This window comes from Nocardiopsis sp. LDBS1602 (assembly GCF_035818715.1).
In the GTDB taxonomy this organism is placed as follows: Bacteria; Actinomycetota; Actinomycetes; order Streptosporangiales; family Streptosporangiaceae; genus Nocardiopsis; species Nocardiopsis alba.
The window spans coordinates 197,526-217,075 of record NZ_JAYLVW010000002.1; the positions used below are offsets into that span (position 1 = coordinate 197,526).

The 19,550-nt window shown below is 69.1% G+C and carries 15 protein-coding genes; 12 read left to right on the plus strand and 3 right to left on the minus strand.

Annotation, left to right across the window (positions count from 1 at the left end; translation table 11 throughout):
- Positions 1-19 precede the first annotated feature (19 nt).
- The 5 genes from U9J66_RS08980 (at position 20) to U9J66_RS09000 (ending at position 7,062) form a co-directional block, all read left to right on the plus strand.
- Positions 20-1,162, plus strand: a complete 1,143-nt coding sequence (locus U9J66_RS08980) for an AMP-binding protein (RefSeq protein WP_161110749.1) — start codon at positions 20-22, stop codon at positions 1,160-1,162.
- Complete coding sequence (locus U9J66_RS08985) at positions 1,152-2,651, plus strand: aromatic amino acid lyase (RefSeq protein WP_161110748.1); 1,500 nt, start codon at positions 1,152-1,154, stop codon at positions 2,649-2,651. Before U9J66_RS08980 ends, U9J66_RS08985 begins: the two co-directional genes overlap by 11 nt.
- Positions 2,648-3,493, plus strand: coding sequence for an SAM-dependent methyltransferase (locus tag U9J66_RS08990; RefSeq protein WP_326337487.1), 846 nt, complete (start codon positions 2,648-2,650; stop codon positions 3,491-3,493). Before U9J66_RS08985 ends, U9J66_RS08990 begins: the two co-directional genes overlap by 4 nt.
- Positions 3,494-3,664: 171 nt before the next feature.
- Positions 3,665-6,208 (plus strand): class III lanthionine synthetase LanKC, encoded by a 2,544-nt coding sequence (gene lanKC, locus U9J66_RS08995; protein ID WP_326337488.1) that lies wholly within the window; start codon positions 3,665-3,667, stop codon positions 6,206-6,208.
- Positions 6,208-7,062, plus strand: a complete 855-nt coding sequence (locus U9J66_RS09000) for an ABC transporter permease (RefSeq protein WP_017533184.1) — start codon at positions 6,208-6,210, stop codon at positions 7,060-7,062. Before lanKC ends, U9J66_RS09000 begins: the two co-directional genes overlap by 1 nt.
- A gap of 58 nt (positions 7,063-7,120) precedes the next feature.
- Here U9J66_RS09000 and U9J66_RS09005 read toward each other — a convergent pair whose 3' ends face one another.
- The 3 genes from U9J66_RS09005 to U9J66_RS09015 all read right to left on the minus strand — a co-directional run bounded on the left by U9J66_RS09005 (position 7,121) and on the right by U9J66_RS09015 (position 10,748).
- Complete coding sequence (locus tag U9J66_RS09005) at positions 7,121-8,347, minus strand: class I SAM-dependent methyltransferase (protein WP_014910068.1); 1,227 nt, start codon at positions 8,345-8,347, stop codon at positions 7,121-7,123.
- Positions 8,348-8,448: 101 nt separating this feature from the next.
- Positions 8,449-9,429, minus strand: a complete 981-nt coding sequence (locus U9J66_RS09010) for an NAD-dependent epimerase/dehydratase family protein (protein ID WP_017533186.1) — start codon at positions 9,427-9,429, stop codon at positions 8,449-8,451.
- Positions 9,430-9,434: 5 nt separating this feature from the next.
- Positions 9,435-10,748 (minus strand): nucleotide sugar dehydrogenase, encoded by a 1,314-nt coding sequence (locus tag U9J66_RS09015; protein ID WP_267880659.1) that lies wholly within the window; start codon positions 10,746-10,748, stop codon positions 9,435-9,437.
- 312 nt (positions 10,749-11,060) lie between these two features.
- On the opposite strand from U9J66_RS09015, the gene U9J66_RS09020 reads away from it, so the two are divergent.
- The 7 genes from U9J66_RS09020 to U9J66_RS09050 all read left to right on the plus strand — a co-directional run bounded on the left by U9J66_RS09020 (position 11,061) and on the right by U9J66_RS09050 (position 19,435).
- On the plus strand, positions 11,061-12,326 hold the full coding sequence (locus tag U9J66_RS09020; RefSeq protein ID WP_042284000.1) for an activator-dependent family glycosyltransferase: 1,266 nt from the start codon (positions 11,061-11,063) through the stop codon (positions 12,324-12,326).
- A 109-nt stretch (positions 12,327-12,435) separates the two neighbouring features.
- Entirely contained in the window at positions 12,436-13,701 is a 1,266-nt protein-coding gene (locus U9J66_RS09025; protein WP_326337489.1) for a nucleotide disphospho-sugar-binding domain-containing protein, read from the plus strand.
- A 614-nt stretch (positions 13,702-14,315) separates the two neighbouring features.
- The gene (locus U9J66_RS09030; protein WP_014910516.1) at positions 14,316-14,882 is read left to right on the plus strand and encodes an LmbU family transcriptional regulator; all 567 of its coding nucleotides are present in this window, start codon (positions 14,316-14,318) and stop codon (positions 14,880-14,882) included.
- A gap of 43 nt (positions 14,883-14,925) precedes the next feature.
- Positions 14,926-16,047 carry a DegT/DnrJ/EryC1/StrS family aminotransferase gene (locus tag U9J66_RS09035; protein WP_014911770.1) on the plus strand — a complete coding sequence of 374 codons (1,122 nt, stop codon included), beginning with the start codon at positions 14,926-14,928 and terminating at the stop codon, positions 16,045-16,047.
- A complete protein-coding gene (locus U9J66_RS09040; protein ID WP_014911243.1) occupies positions 16,044-17,438 on the plus strand; it encodes an NDP-hexose 2,3-dehydratase family protein in 1,395 nt (464 codons plus the stop codon). Before U9J66_RS09035 ends, U9J66_RS09040 begins: the two co-directional genes overlap by 4 nt.
- 55 nt (positions 17,439-17,493) lie before the next feature.
- Positions 17,494-18,807, plus strand: coding sequence for a nucleotide disphospho-sugar-binding domain-containing protein (locus tag U9J66_RS09045; RefSeq protein WP_014912016.1), 1,314 nt, complete (start codon positions 17,494-17,496; stop codon positions 18,805-18,807).
- Between the two features lie 82 nt (positions 18,808-18,889).
- The gene (locus U9J66_RS09050; RefSeq protein WP_014913033.1) at positions 18,890-19,435 is read left to right on the plus strand and encodes a GNAT family N-acetyltransferase; all 546 of its coding nucleotides are present in this window, start codon (positions 18,890-18,892) and stop codon (positions 19,433-19,435) included.
- Positions 19,436-19,550 lie beyond the last annotated feature (115 nt).

The following is a 19,550-nucleotide window of genomic DNA, read 5'->3' on the forward strand; positions in this document are numbered from 1 at the left end:
GGAGCATGAGGGAGGACCGATGACCGTGGTCGGTGAAGGCGGCACGGGATACGAGCGGATCACGGCGGCCCGGCTGCTCTCCGAGGGCCTGGAGGGCCCTCGGTTCACCGAACGGCCCTGGGTCGTGCGGTGGGACCTGGAGACCCGGACCGCGCGGGACCTGGTCCTGGAGGCGATGCCCGAGGAGCTGCGCTTCCGGACCTCCGGCACCACCGGCGAGGGCCGGACCTGGGTCCGGAGCCGGGAACAGCTGTGGGACGAGGCGGGCCTGGTGGCGGACATGCTGGCCGGGGACGATCCCGAGGCCGTCCTGTCCTTCGCGCCGCCCCGACACCTGTACGGCATGATCGTCTCGGTGCTCGTTCCGGCCCGGCTGGGGCTCCCCGTCTGGTACCGGCCGCAGTTCGCCCCCATGCCCGAGGGCACCTCGCACGAGCGTTGGGCCGTCATGGCCATCCCCTGGACCTACCGCATCCTGAGGCGGCGGTCGTCCTGGACCCGTCGTATGCGGCGGTTGAGCCTGGTGCACAGCACCGCCAAGCTCCCGTCCGAGGCCGTGGAACTCCTGGAGGAACTCGGGGACTCGGGCTCGATCCTCGAACTGCTGGGCTCCACCGAGACCGGTGTGGTGGCGACCAGGCACTCTCGCTCGGGAGACCGCCACTGGCGGCTCTGCCCGGACTTCGAACTGGTGCGACCCCGCCCCGGAGACGGCGAGGAACCCCTGGTGGTGAGCGGTCCCCGGCTCGCGCGCCCGGCCGAGGGGGGAGCGCCGACCGAGTGGCGGATGGACGACTACGTGACCGCGCTCGACGGGCGAACGATCGAGATGACCTACCGGCGCGGCCGACTCGTGAAGGTGAACGGCCGCAGGTTCGATCTCGACGCGCTGGAGGAGCTGGCCAGGTCCGCTCTCCCGTGCTCGGATCTGGCCTGCGTTCCGGTGACCGACCCCGTGATCGGTGAGCACTTCGACCTGCTCCTGGTGCCGAGGCCGGGGGACGACCCCGCGCGGATCGACCCGACCACGCTGCTGTCGCGGCTGCCCTGCCGCCCTCGCCGGATCGCGGTCGTCGAGGGGATCGACCGGTCGGACACCGGCAAGCTGAGGCGTCTCCAACCCGACCCCGGGCTGGAGCTGAGGAGGATCAGTGCAAAGTAGACCCCCGAGCCTGGGAGCCCTGCTCCGCGCGGCGGACTGGGAGGCCTCCATCGAGGCCGACGAGGAGGACGTCTTCCGGATGCGCTCCAGCGTGGGCGCCCTGGAGAAGGCGTTGGCCGACGGACGACTCGTCTATGGGATGAATCGCGGCTACGGGGCACTGGTGGAGTTCAGCGCCTCGGAGTCCGTGGACGAGCAGGGCAGAGGGCTCATCGCGCACCTGGGCACGGCCCAGGGACAGCCGCTCCCCGCGGACGTGAGCCGGCTCGCGGTATGGATCCGGCTGAACAGCATGCGCTCGGGATACTCGTCGGTCTCCCCCGAACTCTGGGGCGGGTTGGCCGACCTGTGGAACCGCGGGTTCACCCCGGTCATCCCCCGTGACGGCACGGTGAGCGCCAGCGGAGACCTCCAGCCCCTGTCCTCGGCGGCCTCCGCGTTCGCCGGAGAGGGCGAGTGCTGGCACCGCGAGGACGACGGGACCCTCGTGCCCCGCCCGGCCGCGGAGGTCCTGGCCGAGCTCGGCGCGGACCCCGTCCGGTGGCCGGCCCGCGAGGCGCTCGCGTTCGTCAACGGTACGTCGGTCGGTCTGGCCCGCACCGTGCACAACCATCGCGAGGTCCTCTCCCTGCTCCGTGTGGGCGCCCTCCTCACCGGGAGGATGGCCACGCTGTTGGGGGCCGATCCGGTCGCCTATCACCCGGACCTGTCGATGGTGCGCGGTCAGGTCGGCCAGTCCACCGTGGCGGGCTGGATCCGCTCGTACATGCCGGAGTCCGCGGTCCGCGCGCCCTCGCGCCCGCTTCAGGAGCCCTACAGCCTCCGATGCGCCCCTCAGGTGCTGGGCGCGGTCCTGGACCAGTTGGACGCGATGGAGCCGATCCTTCTGCGCGAGGCGGTCGGGGTCACCGACAACCCGGTTCTGGTCGACGGCGAGGTGCTCCACGGGGGCAACTTCCACGCGATGCCCGTCGCGTTGAGCTCGGACCAGCTGGGGCTGTGCCTCCAACAGGTCGCCTTCCTGGCCGACCGGCAGCTCTCGCTCCTGTGCACCCCCGAGACCAACGGCGGGCTCCCGCCGATGCTCACCCCCCGGCCCGGCGCCGGAAGCGGTCTGGCCGGAGTGCAGATCAGCACGACCTCCTTCGTCAGCCGCATCCGCCAGCTCGTCACCCCGGCCTCGCTCACGGCGCTCCCGTGCAACAACGGCAACCAGGACCACGTCCCGATGGCCCTCAACGGGGCCAACGCCGTCTCCGAGGCCGTGGAGCACGCGTGGAACGTCCTGGGGTCCCTGGCCGTGGGTCTGGCCCAGTGCGCGGCCCTGACCGAGTCGGCTCCGGCGGACGGAGACCGGTGGCGGGACCTGGCCCGGATCTGCCCGCCGTTGGAGGCGGACCGGCCCCTGGCCGCCGAGGTCGTCGCCGCCAGGACACTGGTCCGGGAATGGGGCCGTGAACTGGTCCTCGAGGAGGGACGACAGCAGTGATCCCCGAAGTAACCGGTGGCTCCGGCCCCTTCACCGACGAGGTCATCTGGAACCGTCTGGACGGTACGCACCTGCCGATCGGGCCGTTCTCCGATACCACCGTCGAACGGCTGATCCGCAGCGCGCGACTGGGGCCCTCCCCCCGGATCCTCGACATCGGATGCGGCCTCGGGGCCTGGATCCTGCGAGCACTGGAACTGCACCCCGACGCCCGGGGTGTGGGGATCGACGTTTCCCAAGGACACGTGGAGCGCGCCGTCGCCGACGCCGAGTGCCGCGGCCTCGGTGAACGGTTCACGGCCCATGTGGGCGACGCCTGGGAGTTCAACGGCCGGTTCGACGAGTTCGACCTGGTCATCTGCGTGGGTCTGAGCGACGCGCTCGGCGGGACGGGCAAGGCCCTGCGGGAGCTGATCCGACCTCAGCTCCGGGACGGGGGCCTGATCCTGCTGGGCGAACCGTTCTGGGAGCGGACACCGGACGAGGCCACCGAGCGCGCGCTCGGGATCCCCGCCGAATACCACACGGACCTGGACGGCGTCTACGACATGGTGATGGCGGGCGGGGGTCTTCCGATCGACGCCCATGTCAGCACGCCCACCGAATGGGACGAGTACATGTGGGCGTGTGTGCGGGCCCTGGCCGAATGGGGGCTCGACGAGGCGCCTCCCGAACGGAAGGCGGAGATCCTCCGCTTCATGGCGGACTACCGGGACGCCTGGTTGCGAGGAGTACGCGGGACCCTGGGTTTCACCACCCTCCTGCTGCGGCCGCTTCCCCTCCAGTTGAGCGTTCTGACCGGCCGGCGCCCGGGTTGGGCGGCGGCTCCCTGGATGCGGTGACGCTCCCGGCCCCGTGAAACGGCCGGCCCGCCATCACGCGCGGGGGCCGTCACCGTCCCATGACGTCCGGTCCCTCCCGCTGTTCCCCTCCCGCCTGCGGCGGTGGGGCCCCGCCCCACCGCCGGCGGCCTGGACGATCCACCGAATGGAGCATGGCCCGTGTTCGACAACATGGAGATTTACATTCAGGCCGACCCCCTCTTCTATGAGGACCCCCGCCGCTGGGTCCAGGGGCCGCCCTTCCTGAAGACCCACGGTTTCTCGGTGTCGGAACGGCGGGTCCCCGACGGTTGGTCGCGCCGGGACCACGGCCTGTGGACCCACGTCTCCCCTGACGGGGTGGTGCTTCCCGAGCAGGGCTGGAAGATCCACGTGTCGGCGACGTTGGACAACGGCGACGCGCTCTGCGACGAGGTCTGGGACTACTGCGTCGCCGAGGGTCTGCCCTTCAAGTACCTGCTGGATCGCAGGATCCAGTACCTGTGCAACTCCAAGTACGCGCCCCGCGGTTCCAGCGGCAAACTGATCACGATCTACCCCCGGGACGAGGAGGAACTGGAGAAGGTCCTCACCGGGCTGGGCGAGCGGGTCGGCGGTCACGAGGGGCCCTACATCCTCAGTGACCTGCGCTGGGAGCAGGGTCCGCTGTACGTGCGGTACGGGGCCTTCGCCGATCTCCAGTGCCTGGACATCGACGGCCGCCCGGTCCCCGCGATGCGGCGGCCGGACGGCGTACTGGTCCCCGACCGGAGGCGCCCCGGGTTCTCCGTGCCTCCCTGGGTGAGCCCGCCCGAGTTCCTCGAACGCCAGATGCGGGCTCGGGGCGGCTCGGAGGAGGCCCACCCCTATCGGGTGGACAAGGCGCTGCACTTCTCCAACTCCGGCGGCGTCTACCTGGCCACACGCCTCAGCGATGGGGAGCGGGTCGTGCTGAAGGAGGCGCGGCCGCACACCGGTGTCGACGGCAACGGCGAGGACGCGATCGTCCGACAGGAACGTGAGAAGCGGGCCCTGCGCCGCCTCGACGGGATCCCGGGCGTTCCTCGTCTGTACGACGAGTTCACGATGGGCGGGCACGGCTTCCTGGTACAGGAGTACCGAGAGGGCCTGCCGATGTACTCCTGGTGCGCCGCCCACCATCCGCTGGTACTCCGGGCCCACCCCTCGCGGGAGGAGATCGCGGAGTTCACCGAGCGGATGCTGAAGGTGCTCCGGACCGTCGAGGAGATCGTCCGGGCGATCCACGATCGGGGGATGGTCGCCGGCGACCTGCACCTGAACAACGTGCTGGTCGGTCCGGACGATCAGGTGACGGTCATCGACTTCGAGCAGTCGTTCGAGGTGGGCGAGGACTGGACGCCGGGGCTGGGCGCCCCGGGGTTCATGGTCGCGCACCGCGAGGGCCGGGGCATCGACGAGCACAGCCTGGCGCTGCTCCGTCTGACGGCCTTCCTCGCCTTCGCCCCCATCTCGACGATGGCCCCGGGCAAGATCCGGTCCTACGCCGACCTGGTCGAGCGGACGTTCCCGGTGCCGCGCGGCTGGACACGACCGAGCGTCGAGCAGCTGACGGCCGGCGGTGAGGGCACCGACCCCGCACGGGACATCGAGTCCCCCGCGGAGCTGGAGAGCCTCCTGGCGGCCGGGATCAGGGCCGCCGCGACACCCGACCGAGAGGACCGCCTCTTCCCCGGGGACATCGAGCAGTGCGTCTCCGGCGGGTACGGGTTCGCCCACGGCGCGGCCGGGATCCTCTGGGCCCTGGACGTGTGCGGTCACGGTCGACGCCCGGAGTACGAGGAATGGTTCGTCTCCTCGGTGTTCCGGCAGCGTCGCCTCGCCCCGGGCTTCTACGACGGCGTGGCGGGCATCGCGTACACGCTGGACCACCTCGGATACCGGAAGGAGGCCGTGGAGCTGATCGACCGCCACTCGGACACCCCGACCGGCGGCCTCTCCCTGTTCTCCGGCCTGCCCGGGATCGGGGCGTCGCTGCTGCACCTGTCCCGGGACGGGGGCGAGCCCCGGTTCCTCGACAAGGCCCTCGAACTCGCCGACGAGATCGGCGATCGGGTGACCGGTGTCAGGCTTCCGGGGTCGGCGGGCACCGGGACCGAACTGCGCGCCGGACTCATGCGCGGATGGACCGGGGCGGCGCTCTTCTACGTTCGGCTCTACGAGCGCACCCTGGACGAAGGCTGCCTCGACCTGGCCGTGCGCGCGCTCCACCGCGACCTCGACCAGTGCACGGAGAACGACGACGGGGCCCTGCTGGTCAGTGATCGAGGGATCCGAGGCCTGCCGCATATCGAGGGCGGTGGACTCGGGCTGGCGCTGGTCGCCCAGGAGATCCTGGCGTACCGGGAGGACGGGCGACTGAGGGAGTCGATCCCGGATCTGGCCCGCTCGGCCCACCCCGTCCTCACGGTGCGAGGCGACCTGATGTTCGGCAAGGGAGGCCAGATCGCGGCACTCGCGCGCCTGGGGGCCGAGAAGAGCGCCGTCGACGACCGCGTCGACGAACTCCGCAGCTTCCTGGTGCCCTACAAGGGCGGACTCGCCCTGCCCAGCGGACGGGGGTTCCGTCTGTCCATGGACCTGGCCACCGGGAGCGCCGGTCTGCTGCTGGCCCTGGCCACCGCGAGAGGGAACGGAGGCCCCTTCCTCCCCCTCTTCCGTGACCTCTCCATCGACACCGGGGTCGGAGGCGCCTGATGAGTGCGGCCGTGTCCGAGCGGGTGGTCAATCGAGGTCTGTCCCACGACCTGCGCGTGGTGAAGGTGGTCCTCTACCGGGACCTGATGCGTTTCCTGTACGACGTCGGTCGTGCCATGGCGACCCTTCTCCAGGGCCTCATGATGCTCTTCGTGATCGGGGTCGGCTTCGGGTCGCTCATGCCCGACGCGCCCGGCGGGGTGGAATTGACGACGGTGATGTTCCCCGGGGTGATCGCGATGCTGGTCATCAGCACCGCCATCGCGTCGGCGGGGTCGGTCGTCTCCGACCGGGAGCACGGTTTCCTGCGGGAGATGCTCGCCTCACCGGCCCGGCGCGGCGCCATCGCGCTGGGCAAGGTGTGCGGCGGTTCCGTCCTGGCCCTGCTCCAGGGCAGCCTGCTCCTGATCATGGCGGGTCTGGCCGGGGTCCCCTATCACCCGGTGCTGCTCCTGCAACTGGCCGGACTCATGTTCGTCCTGGCCTTCACCACCTCCGCGCTGGGGGTGCTCACCGCGACCCTCGTGCGCCACCCCGAGGCCTTCCTCGGTATCTCGCAGATGGCCATCATGCCCCTGGTCCTGCTGTCCGGGGCCCTGTTCCCCATCGCGAACCTGCCGGCCTGGCTCAAGACCATGGCGCTGGTCAACCCGATCACCTACGCGGTCGACCCGATGCGCAGGGCGGTGTTCGAGAGGGTGGAGACCACCCCGGAGGCGGAGGCCCTGTTCAACCCCGGCGTCACCTGGTTCTCCTGGCAGGTGCCGGGGGCGGTCGAGGTCCTGATGGTCGGTGGTGCGGGGCTGCTGTTCTTCGCCCTGGCGGTCAGGAGGTTCGCCAGGATGACGGTCTGAACCGAAGACCCGTCCGCCACCGACCATCACACGCGTACACGCGAGGCCGGCGGGCCGATCAGGAGACGCTCACCTCGGGGACGTAGCGGATCCATCGGCCGCCGGCCTTCTGGAATTCCGTCTCCTTCGCCATGATCTCCTCGGCGTGGTTCCACGCCAGCAGGAGGGCGTAGTCGGGGTAGGCGCTGCGGTACTCCTCGGGCCCGCGCACCGGGATGTGCGTCCCGGGGGTCAGACGCCCCTGCTTGGCGGGGGTGCTGTCGCAGATGAACTCCACCAGGTCGGGGCCGATGCCGCAGAAGTTCAGCACGGTCGCGCTCTTGGCGGTGGCGCCGTAGCCCACGACCCGCTCGCCGCGCTCCTTGATCCGGCGCAGCTCCGCGAGCAGGTCGGTGCGCACGCGCTCCACGTTCTCCACGAAACGGGCCAGGGTCGCGGGCGAGGTCAGCTCTCGTCGCTCCTCCTCGACCATGAGCAGCTTGACCGCCTCCGAGGCCTCACGGGCTCCGGCGTGCGCCAGGGTGTAGCGGATCTCGCCGCCGTGCGTGGGCAGGTGCTCCACGTCGACCAGTTCCATCCCGCTGAGCTCGGCCATCCTCGCCACCGACCGCGCGGTGAAGAAGAAGAAGTGCTCGTCGTAGATCTGGTCGAACGAGGTGCGCTCGACGATGTCCCCGAAGTAGGGGTCCTCGAAGACGAACACGCCGTCGGGGCCGAGGAGGGCCTTGATCCCCCGGAGGACGGAGTCGACGTAGGGGATGTGGGAGAAGGTGTTCGCCGAGAAGATCACGTCCGCGTGGCCGTGCTCGGCGAGGATCTCCCGGGCGACGGACTCCTCGAAGAAGTCCTTGCGGACCGAGACCCCCTCGGCCGCGGCGAGGTCGGCGACGCCGCCCGACGGCTCGACACCGAGGTGACGCACGCCGGCCGCGGCGACCGTCTTGAGCAGCACGCCGTCGTTGGAGCCGATCTCGACGACGAAGGGGTCGTCCGAGCTCATCTCGGTCTCCAACAGCCTGGTCGCGATCCCCTCGAAGTGCGCCCGCATGACCGTGGACCCGGAGGACAGGTACGGGTAGTCCTCGTGGAACATGCGCTCACGGGGGACCTCCTCCATGAGCTGGGCCATCTGGCAGTCGGCGCAGGTGCCCACGGCGAGACGGTAGAAGAACTCGGGCTCCGGGGACTGCGGCAGCCGGAACGCGTCCGCCAAGGGCTGTCGTCCCAGGTCGATGAACTCGGTCACGAGACCTGAACAGATGCGGCACTCGGAAGTGCGGGCCATGAACTACTCCTTGTCGTTCGGTCGCCGCGGGCGGGCCACAGGCCGCCCGCCGCTGGAGGGGGAGAACCGTTACGGGGACGTGCGCGGATGCGGTCGCCGTGCTATTCGGGTGCTCTGTCCGGCCGGGCCAGCCACCAGGGGCTGGACCGGGCCCACTCGGTCGTCCGTTCGATCCCCTCCTGGAGCGGGGTGGTCGCGCTCCAGCCCAACAGGGAACGGGCCTTCGAGGCGTCGGGGACGCGGCGGTTCAGGTCCTGGTAGGCGGAACCGAAGCTCACACCGGTGTCCAGGTCGGCGATGTCGGCCTCGAGTCCGGTCGACTCGATGATCAGCTCGATCACGCTGCGGATGGAGATCTCCTCCGAACCGCCGATGTTGAAGCACTCGCCGTCGGCGACGGAGGAGCGGCCCACGAGGGCGGTCGCCTGCACCGCGTCCTCGATGTAGGTGAAGCTCCGTGTCTGCTTCCCCTGGTCGTAGACGACCGGGGCGATACCGCGCAGCGCCCGGTGCAGACTCCGGCTGACCAGGAACGCGGGACGCTGCCGGGGCCCGTAGAGGTTGAAGTAGCGGATGATGGAGGCCCGCACCCCGTACTGACGCATGAAGGCGAACACGTAGTGCTCGGCCAGGGCCTTGCTCGACGCGTAGCCCCACCGGTCGGCCGTGGTCGGACCCAGCACGCGCTCGGCGTCCTCCCGCCACGGGACGTCGGGGTTCTTGCCGTAGACCTCGCTGGTGCTGGCGAAGACCACCTTCGCGCCCACCTCGCCCGCCAGTTCGAGGACGTTGCGCGTACCGACGACGTTGACGTCGATGACGTCCAGGGGGCGGCCCAGGTAGTTGTCGACGCCGACCACCGCCGCCAGGTGGTAGACGGTGTCGACGCCGTCGGTGATGACCTTCGCCAGCTGTTCCTTCTCACGGACGTCGCCCGCGACGAAACGGTCTCCCTCCGGGGAGGGGTGGTCCGTGTGACGGTCGGTGTCGAAGGTGATCACCTCGTCGCCCGTGGCCGTGAGGTGTTCGACCAGATGACTGCCGAGGAAACCGCGTCCCCCGGTGACGATGACTTTGGCCATGCTCGTTACCGTCCGATCCCGCGATAGGAGTAGCCCGCCTCCCGCAGCGATTCCACTGCGGGGACGGGGAGGTGGGCGCGTCCGTCGACGACGGCGCAGTTCGGGGCGACCTTGTCGCGCAGGAGGGTGAAGTCGATCCGCCGGAACTCTCCGTGCCAGGCGAGGAGCGCCAGACAGTCGGCGCCCTCGACCGCCGCGTCCAGCGACGCGCACGGCGTGGAGCCGAAGATCCGCTCCACCTCGGTCGGTTCGGTCAACGGGTCGTACAGGCGCACGTCCACCCCCGCCGCGCGAAGGTAGGCGACCGCGGGCGCGACCGGGGTCTCCCGCAGATCACCGGTGTCGTTCTTGAACGCCAGCCCCAGGACGGCGACGCGCGCCTCCTCCGGGGCCCTTCCGGCCCGCGCCAGCTCGTCCAGGATCAGCCGTGCGGTCAGCTCCGGCATCGAGTCGTTGACCTTACGGGCGGCGCTGATCATCTCCAGGTCGACGCCGTTCTCACGGGCGGCCCGCCACAGCATCCACGGATCCTTGGTCAGGCAGGATCCGCCGACCCCGACGCCGGGGAGGAGGATGTTGACCCGTCCGTTCCCCTTCGGGATGGAGTTGGTCGCCTCGATGACCTCGATGACGTCCACGTCGAACGAAGCGCAGACCTGGGCCAGCTCGTTCGCGAGGGCGATGTTGTGGTCGACCCACCAGTTGTTGGCCAGCTTGGCGAGTTCGGCGGACTCGGGGGAGGAGCACGAGACCACGTGGGCCCCGAGACCACGCCGCCAGAACTCCTCCGCGGCCGAGGAGCTCTCCCGGCACCACCCGCCGACGATCACCGGCAGGCTGCGCAGTTCGTCGAGGGCGGCGCCCTGGGAGAGACGCTCCGGGCAGAACGCCAGCCCGAAGTCCTCGCCACAGGTGAGACCGCCGCTCTCCAGCAGCGGAACGACCAGCCGTCGGGTTGTGCCCGGGGGGATCGTGCTCTTGAGGATGACCAGCTGACCGGGGCGCAGGTGTCGCGCGAGCTCCTCACAGCAGCCGCGAAGCTGGTCGTCCACCAGACGGCCGTGGTCGCGGGTCGGGGTGCCCACCGAGATCAGGACCACGTCGGAGTCGGACACCGCGCCGTAATCGGTGGTGAAGCGGAGTCTGCCCGTGTCCACGCCTTGGGCGATCATCTCGGGGAGCCCGGGGTCGCGGAAGCGGCTCACGCCCTCGCGCAGCCCGGAGACGGTCTTCTCGTCCTTGTCGACGCCGGTGACCTCCAGCCCGCTCTCGACCAGAGTCGCGGCGAGGCAGGAGCCGACGTATCCCATGCCGATCACGGATACGACAGGACCTCTTCCAACCGGCAGGAAACGCATGCGAACTCCGTTCAGTGTGCATTCGAAGGCGGAATAGGGGCCATCGGATCCACGCATCGATGAATGGACCAGAGATTCGGGGAGAGGCTGTTCGCGGGGCAGGCTACACCGGGGGAGAGGTGTGCACATGCCGCGAGAGTATGTTGACTTCGCGCGGTCCGAGGATTCCCCGGCGGATGAAGGTCCACGTTATGAGAGATCCGGGAGTTCTTCATTCGAGAGGGGAACAAGGTTGAATATCGTGAGTGCGCCGATGATAAGGGAGGCGTGAACATGCGTGTGGTGATCGCGACTCCCGCGGAGCGAACACATTTCCTGAATCTCGTTCCGTTGGCGTGGGCGTTGAGGTCGGCGGGGCACGAGGTGGTGGTGGCCAGCCAGCCGGAGCTGGCCGGTGCGGTCTCCGCCGCCGGGCTGCCCTTCGCCCCGGTCGGACGGGACCACCGTCTACGGGAACTCACCCGTCGGCTGTACAGCCTGCCGGGAGCGGCCGACGCGGTCGACTGGGGCGACGAACGGACCTGGCGGTTGCCGTGGAACGTGCTGCGCGTTCACTACCGACAGATCGTCGGTTTCTGGTGGAAGGCGATGAACGAACTCCTCGCCGACGACCTCGTGGACCTGTGCCGTACCTGGAGACCCGACCTCGTGGTGTGGGAGCCGACGACCTTCGCGGCGGCGGTGGCCGCGCGCGCCACGGGGGCCGCGCACGTGCGCTTCCTGTGGAGTCTGGACCTGATCGCCCGGATGCGGGGTTCCTATCTGGAACGTATGGCGGAGCAGCCCGCCCACTCCCGTGAGGATCCGCTGGGCACGTGGCTGTCGGGGCTGGCGGCCCGTTACGGGGTGGAGTTCGACGAGGAACTGGTGGTCGGACAGCTCACGGTCGACCAGATCCCGCCCGGGATGCGCTTGGACGTCGGGGAAAGGGCCCGGTACGAGGGGTCTCGGTTCGTTCCCTACAACGGTCGCGCCGTGGTGCCCGACTGGCTGCGCCGGCCCGCCGAGGGTCCTCGTCTGTGTCTGACGTTGGGCACGAGTTCGACCGGTTGGTACGGCGGGGACTCCTCTCTGCTCCGGTCCTCCATCGACGTGCTGGGCGAGGTGGAGGCCGAGGTGGTGGCCACAGTCCCTCCGAAGGCGAGGGAGGAACTGGGAACGGTGCCCTCCAACGTGCGGCTGGTGGACTACGTGCCGCTGCACGCTCTGGCCGCGACCAGTACCGCCGCCGTCAACCATGGAGGCCCCGGCAGCGTGCTCACCTCGATGTCCTACGGTCTCCCCCAGGTGATGGTCGCCGACTCCCGGCTGTTCGACACACGACTGTTGGCGCGCGGAGTGGCGGAGGCGGGCGGCGGGATCTCGTTGGAGGCCGACCGAGTCGGCCCGGATGATCTGCGCCGGGCGGCCCTGCGGGTCCTGGAGGACGAGGAAGCGCGTCGGGGCGCGGCGGAGCTGCGCGGACGTATGCGCTCTCAAGGCGGCCCGTCCGCTCTCGTCGGCCGTCTGGAACGACACGTCACCGACGGGCGGACCTGACGGCGGCAGGGGTGTCCCGCCGGCAGGACACCCCGATCGTGGACATCTCCCCGGCGTGCCGCGGGCCCGTCCCGCCGGTGGATCGGGACGATTCGGTACGGAGACGGTTATGCGTGTTGTCGTGGCGACGATCGCCGAACGAAGTCACTTTCTCGCGGTGGTCCCGTTGGCGTGGGCGTTGAGGTCGGCGGGGCACGAGGTGGTGGTGGCGAGCCAGCCGGAGCTGGCCGGTGCGGTCTCCGCGGCCGGGCTGCCCTTCGCCCCGGTCGGCCGGGGGGACGTCCTGGCCCGAGTGCTGCGCCGGCTGCGGGGCCGTTCCGGAACGATGGAGGCCGTCGACTGGCACGACGCGCGGACCTGGGAGCTGCCGTGGTCCGAACTCTCGACACACATGCGACACATGGTGACGTTCTGGTGGCGGATGGTCAATGAGCCCATGGTCGGCGACCTCGTGGACCTGTGCCGTACCTGGAAACCCGACCTGGTGGTGTGGGACCCCATCACCCTCTGCGCCCCGGTCGCCGCGCGCGCCGCCGGGGCCGCGCACGTGCGCTTCCTGTGGGGTGTGGACACCTTCGCCCGGATGAGGGGTTCCTACCTGGGGCGGATGGAGGAGCAGGTCCCCGAGGTCCGTGAGGATCCGTTGGGTGAGTGGTTGTCGGGGTTGGCGGCCCGGTACGGGGTTGGTTTCGACGAGGAGTTGGTGGTGGGTCAGGCCACCATCGATCAGGTTCCGGACGTGTTGCGGATACCGGTCGATGGCCGGTTGGGGGTGCGGTATCTGGGGATGCGGTTCGTTCCCTACAACGGTCGCGCGGTGGTGCCGGACTGGCTGCGTGAACGGCCCGAGGGTCGGCGTCTGTGTTTGACGTTGGGGACCAGCGCGACGGATCGGTTCGGTGGGTACACGTTGCCGTTGGGCGAGGTGTTGGAGGCGTTGGGTCAGGTGGACGCCGAGGTGGTGGCCACCGTCCCGCTCCAGGCCCGACAGGACCTGGGCACGGTTCCTTCGAACGTGCGGTTGGTGGACTACGTGCCGTTGCACGCTCTGGCCGCGACCAGCACCGCCACCATCAACCACAGCGGCTTCGGCAGCGCCCTCACCTGCCTGGAACAGGGGCTCCCGCAGGTGCTGTTCACCGACCGTCGGATGTTCGACACCCCTGAGTTGGCGCGGCGGATCACCGGTGCCGGCGCGGCCGTGCTCTTGGAGTCCGGGTCCGCCGGACCGGAGGACTTCCTCCGCGCGGCGGAGAGGGCCCTGACCGAGACCGGTCTCACCGAGAGGTCGGCATCGCTGGGCGAGTGGATAAGGACCCGGCCCACCCCCGCCGCGGTGGCCGCCGAATTGGAACGGATCGCACACGTTCCGTGAAATCAATCGCGTGAACGAATGACTGCGGAATGTACACGAACTCGAAACAAGGTTTTTCGATATCGATTCGATCCCGCCGACGTTAAGTAAACGTTTACATTCGTGGCGGGCTCGGGGGCTTCGGGGGCCGCCTATCGCCCTGTCGGTGGTTCTGGTCGGCGTGGTGGCCGGGAGAAGGCGAGCATCTTGATGTCCATCCTCGCATTTCATGTTTCGGGTCGGCCTCTTCCTTGCTCGTGGGCATGGCCGCCCATCCTTCTCCGGGTGGCTCGCTGGAAGGGTGAAGAGTCGTCATGAAGCGCCTCTGACCAGTTGAAACCTGCCGACCCCTCTTTATGGAACGGAGTTCCATTTCTCTCGCGCCCCACCTTCGGGTCGGCCTTGTGTCCTGCGGGGGCGGTGGCGCTCGGGGGTGGGTTATGGGCATCCATGAATCGGATATATGACCCGAGGGGTGTGTTAATCGAGTGAAAGCTGGTAAATTACCGCCACCCCCTTACATCGCTCATCGTGCAAGAGGAAGTAATTCATCTCCCATGGTCAAGGTAGCGATGCCTGTAAAAAGCCATACAGAAAGTATCGGCCGCAACTCGCGGCGTAACGGTCGAATCGCCATGCGGGGAGTGACCACACGCAGGACGACACTCCTGCTCCCCACCGGGATGCCGATCGACGATTGGGAGGCCATCGGGCATCACATATTCGTGATCTCCGATTCCTCGGGATGGTGGCTGGGTGACTGGCTGGTCTACGGCCAGGAAAACTATCCGAACCGCTACAAGTGTGCCATCGCGGCTACCTCTCTGGACTATCAGACACTGCGCAACTACGCGTGGGTGGCGCGCAAATTCGTTCCCGAGCGTCGGCGCGAGAAGCTGAGTATGCAGCATCACGCCGAAGTCGCCGGCCTCTCTTTGGAGGAGCAGGAGCACTGGCTCTCCCAGGCCGAGGCCGAGGGATGGTCGAGGAACGAACTTCGGAGACGGACCCAGGCCGGAGCGAAACGTACACCCGCTCAGATCTCCTCCGTGCAGGTGAACGTGAGGGGTTCCCGTAAGGAGCATTGGCAGAAGGCGGCCGAGAGCTCCGGCATGGAACTGGTGGATTGGATCGGTACCACTCTCGACACCGCCGCGCAACACGCGCTGACCTCGGTGGTGGAGAAGGCCGAAGCCCAGTAGAACAACTGAGCGATTCGACCGTTCAAGGAAAAGGGTGAGGATCTTGACCACGTACGTCTGGGGTTACCTGGAGGAGTACGCGCAGGAGCGGGAAGACCTGCTCGACGCGGTGGACACCGTCTTCAAGTCCGGTCAACTGGTGTGGGGTCCCTTCGCCGAGGCCTTCGAGCGGGACTTCGCGGACTACCACGGTGTCGCGCACTGCGCCGGTGTGGACAACGGCACGAACGCGATCGTGCTGGCGCTGAGAGCGCTCGGCGTCTCCCCCGGGGACGAGGTCATCACCGTCTCCAACACCGCCGCGCCGACCGTTCTGGCGATCGACATGGTCGGTGCCGTACCGGTCTTCGTCGACATCGACCCGAAGACCTATCTGATGGACGTCGACCTGGTGGAGGCGGCGATCACCCCGCGCACCAGGTGCATCCTGCCCGTCCACCTGTACGGGCAGTGCGTCGACATGGATCCCCTCCAGGCCTTGGCCGCCGCTCACGACATCCCCGTGCTCGAGGACTGCGCCCAGGCCCACGGCGCGCGCTACAAGGGTCGGATCGCCGGTTCGATGGGGCAGGCGGGCGCCTTCTCCTTCTACCCGACCAAGGTCCTGGGCGCTTACGGCCACGCGGGCGCGACCATCACCGACGACCCGGAGATCGACGCGCGACTGCGCCGGCTGCGCTACTACGGGATGGACGAGCAGCAGTACTACGTCGTGGAGCAGGGGGGCCAGAACAGCCGCCTCGACCAGGTCCACGCCGAGATCCTGCGCCGTAAGCTCACCCGTCTCGACGGCTACATCGAGGCTCGCCGCGCCATCGCGGCCAGGTACGACGAGAGCCTGAAGGACCTGCTCGACAGCGGGCTCATCCTGCCCGAGACCGTCGGGTACAACGAGCACTCGTACTACCTGTACGTGGTCCGGCACCCGGAGCGCGACCGCATCATCGAGGCCATGAAGGCCTATGACATCTCCCTGAACATCAGCTACCCGTGGCCGGTGCACACGATGACGGGCTTCTCCCGCTTCGGCTATGGGAAGGGGGACCTGCCGCACACGGAGGAGGTCGCCGGCGAGATCTTCTCGCTGCCGATGTTCCCCTCCCTGGGCGAGTCCAAGCAGGCCGAGATCATCGAGGCCCTGCGTACGACCGTGGAATCCCTGTGACCGGGAGGGACGCCGCTCGTTTCACCGGGTCGGCCTCCGGCCACGGAACCTCCCAGAGCACGGACGACGAGATCTGGGAGTGGTGGACGGGGCTACCGCGTGAGGACGCCTTCGAGGTCGCCCCGATCCCCTTCGACCGGATGCGGGGATGGGGCTTCGACGACAAGGGGAACCTGGTCCACGACAGCGGCCGGTTCTTCTCGATCGAAGGGCTGAGGATCGACACCGACGACGGTGTCATCACCCAGCCGATCATCGACCAGCCGGAGGTGGGCATCCTCGGTCTCCTGATGAAGGACATCGGGGGGACGCCGCACTTCCTGATGCAGGCGAAGTTCGAGCCCGGCAACCTCAACGTCCGACAACTGTCGCCGACCGTCCAGGCGACGAGGAGCAACTACATCGGCGTGCACAACGGGCGCGCCACCCCCTACGTGGAGCACTTCCGCTCCGCGCCCCGCGAACGCGTCCTGGTCGACGTCCTCCAGTCCGAGCAGGGCGAGTGGTTCTGGCGCAAGCGCAACCGGAACATGGTGGTCGAGGTCGAGGGTGACGTCGAGGAGCGGGAGGGTTTCCGCTGGCTGACGCTCGCGCAGATCAACCGGCTGATGGCCACCGACGACGTGATCAACATGGACGCCCGGACCGTGCTGGCCTGCCTGCCCTTGGCACCCGCCGAGGAACCGGGCCCGGGCGAGCCCGACGACGCCTTCGTCCGGGCACTGCGACGCTCGTACCACGTGAAGGACGACGATCCCGCGGCGGCGAACACGCTGGCCGGGATCGTCGGCCTGCTCACCGACGTCAAGGTCGCCTGTACCCGGGACCGGCGGCTCGTTCCGTTGACCGAGGTCGAGGGGTGGTCGATCACCGACGAGGAGATCGTGGACGACGCCCGCCGGGAGTTCCGGGTGATGGCCGTCGACGTGCGGGCCGAGGGGCGAGAGGTGGGTCGATGGACCCAGCCCCTCCTGGAACCTCACGACGTCCACACGGCGGTGTTCCTGACCAAGGACATCGGCGGGGTGCTCCACGTACTGCTCGCGACCCGGGCCGAACCCGGGCTGGCGGACATGGTGGAGTTCGGTCCCACGGTGCGTCTGCGTTCGCCGGAGGAGGACCCCGGGCTTCCCGAGGGGTTCGCCGAGGCGCTCGCGCTCGACGACCCCGAGCGGGTCCGGCGCGACGTCGTGCTCTCCGAGGAGGGGGGCCGGTTCCGTGCGGCACGGACCCGCTACAGGGTGATCGACGCTGGTGGGATCCTGCCCGACCGGGCGCCGGAGGGTCACTGCTGGGCGACGGTGGGACAGCTCACCGAACTCGTCCGCCACGGTGGTTACCTCACCATCGAGGCGCGTACGTTGCTGGCCTGCCTGCACGGCCTCTGGTGAAGAGCGTCCACCGCCGGCGGCGGTGGACGGACGAGCATAGAAAGCGAGATGCCGGATGCGCATCCTCTTCGTGACCCAGGCCGAGAAGACGCACATGCTCAGCATGGTCCCCCTCGCCTGGGCACTGCGGTCCGCCGGCCACGACGTCCGGGTGGCGAGCCAGCCGGACCTGCGCGAGGCCGTCGTCGAGACGGGTCTGCCGTTCTGCGCGGTGGGTCCTCCCTACGCCCTCGAACAGTATCTGCGGGCCTTCAAGGCGTTGGAGAGCCAGCACGTCGACGGTGAGGCCGGCGCGGGCCTGGGCGTGACCGTCGACCTCGACGGTATGGACACCGACGAGCTGCTGGAGCTGTACGGCGGCGTCGTGAACTACTGGCTGCGGATGGTCAACGACCTGATGCTCGACGACCTGGTCGCCCTGTGCCGTCAGTGGGGGCCCGACCTGGTGATCTGGGAGCCCAAGACCTACGCGGGCGGCATCGCGGCCGAGGCCGCGGGCGCCTCTCATGCCCGTTTCCTCTGGGGCATGGACGTACTGACGCAGATGCGCATCGAGATCGAGGACAGGACCCCCGACCCCGAGCAGGCGTGGGAGAGGGACAACCTGGCGCGCTGGCTCGCGGGCCGGGCGGCCCGCTACGGCGTCGAGTTCGGCGAATCGCTGGTCCACGGCCAGGTCACGCTCGACCCCTTCCCCGAGGAGGTCCAGCTGGACCTGGGGACGAGGACGTCCCGTCGACCGATCCGGTACGTTCCCTTCAACGGCGCGGCGCGGGTGCCCGCCTGGCTGCGTTCTCGGCCCGACCATCCCCGTGTGTGCGTGACCATGGGGTCGTCGAGCATGGAGCGTTTCGACGGCAACCACCATCTGGGCGACTTCCTGGCGGCTCTGGCCGAGCTGGACGTGGAGATCATCGCGACCCTGCCGGACGAACAGAGCGAGGAACTGAGGACGTTGCCCGACAACGTCCGGATCTTCTCGCACGTGCCCATGCAACCCCTGTTGGAGACCTGCGACGCGGTCGTCCACCACGGCGGCGCCGGCACCTGTCTGACCGCGATGTCGCTCGGCGTTCCGCAGCTGATCATCTCGGACCTGGTCATGCCCAAGTACCAGTTCGACGAGCGGGTCCTGGCCGGGCGACTCGCCGCCCAGGGCGCCTCCATCGAGCTCTCCGGTGAGGACGTGACGCCCGCGAGGACGCGGGAGGCCCTCCGGTCGCTCCTGGCCGGCTCGGGGTTCCGTCGAGGGGCGGGCCTGCTGCGCGAACGGATGCTGGGCACACCCACGCCGGCGGAGTTCGCCCGGCGGGTCGAGGAGCTCGTCATGGGGGGCGTCCGGCCGGACGATCCGGTGCCCACCGCCTGACACGGGTCGTGCCGTCTCCGAAACGCCTCGGTCGTGGGCGTCCCCTTCGGAGAGCACCACCAACGAACATCGGGAGAACCTGTTGCTTGTTCCACACCTGGAGACCCGGCGCGTCGTGTTCCGGACCGCCACTCCGGACAGCGCCGACGACCTGTACGACAGCCTGCTGCGCGCGGGGCTGGAGACGCTGCCCGCCCTCGACGACTTCCGCAGCGGTTTCGAGATGGCGGTACAGGAGGACTTCACCCTCTTCGCGATCTGCCTGCGCTCCAACGGCAGGTTCGTGGGCTTCGGAAGCCTGCGGGACCGCGACCCGGCCGGCCACCTGAAGATGGGCATCTCGATGAACACGGAGATGCTCTCCTACGGTGAGGGGGCCGAGGCGATGCTCCTGCTGGCCAACTACGGGTTCGCCCGGTGGGACCACATCCGGCGCGTGTACATCGAGAGCACCGAGGCGAGCATCGCCCGCTTCGGGGCGGCCCTGTCCTCCCTCCGGAGCGAGGTGACCCTGCGCGACCACACCTTCTTCCGCGGTCGACTGTGGGACATGCACTACTACGCGGTGACCCGTGACGAGTGGGAGCGCGGCGGCGCCCCCGTCCTGGAACGACTGGTCCCTCGGTAGGAGCCCGACGGAAGCGGACGGAACCGTCCGGGGCGGGGAGCCCCCGCCCCGGACGTCCGATACCGCGGAGTGGGGCTCACCACCCACGAACAGGGTGGTGGACGCCGTTCACCGG

Coding starts and splice junctions, on each gene's coding strand:
- U9J66_RS09045 (WP_014912016.1), top strand. CDS start 17,494: ATGCGCATCCTCTTCGTGACCCAGGCCGAGAAGACGCACATGCTCAGC.
- U9J66_RS08980 (WP_161110749.1), top strand. CDS start 20: ATGACCGTGGTCGGTGAAGGCGGCACGGGATACGAGCGGATCACGGCG.
- U9J66_RS09020 (WP_042284000.1), top strand. CDS start 11,061: ATGCGTGTGGTGATCGCGACTCCCGCGGAGCGAACACATTTCCTGAAT.
- lanKC (WP_326337488.1), top strand. CDS start 3,665: ATGGAGATTTACATTCAGGCCGACCCCCTCTTCTATGAGGACCCCCGC.
- U9J66_RS09000 (WP_017533184.1), top strand. CDS start 6,208: ATGAGTGCGGCCGTGTCCGAGCGGGTGGTCAATCGAGGTCTGTCCCAC.
- U9J66_RS09030 (WP_014910516.1), top strand. CDS start 14,316: ATGCGGGGAGTGACCACACGCAGGACGACACTCCTGCTCCCCACCGGG.
- U9J66_RS09005 (WP_014910068.1), bottom strand. CDS start 8,347: ATGGCCCGCACTTCCGAGTGCCGCATCTGTTCAGGTCTCGTGACCGAG.
- U9J66_RS09010 (WP_017533186.1), bottom strand. CDS start 9,429: ATGGCCAAAGTCATCGTCACCGGGGGACGCGGTTTCCTCGGCAGTCAT.
- U9J66_RS09025 (WP_326337489.1), top strand. CDS start 12,436: ATGCGTGTTGTCGTGGCGACGATCGCCGAACGAAGTCACTTTCTCGCG.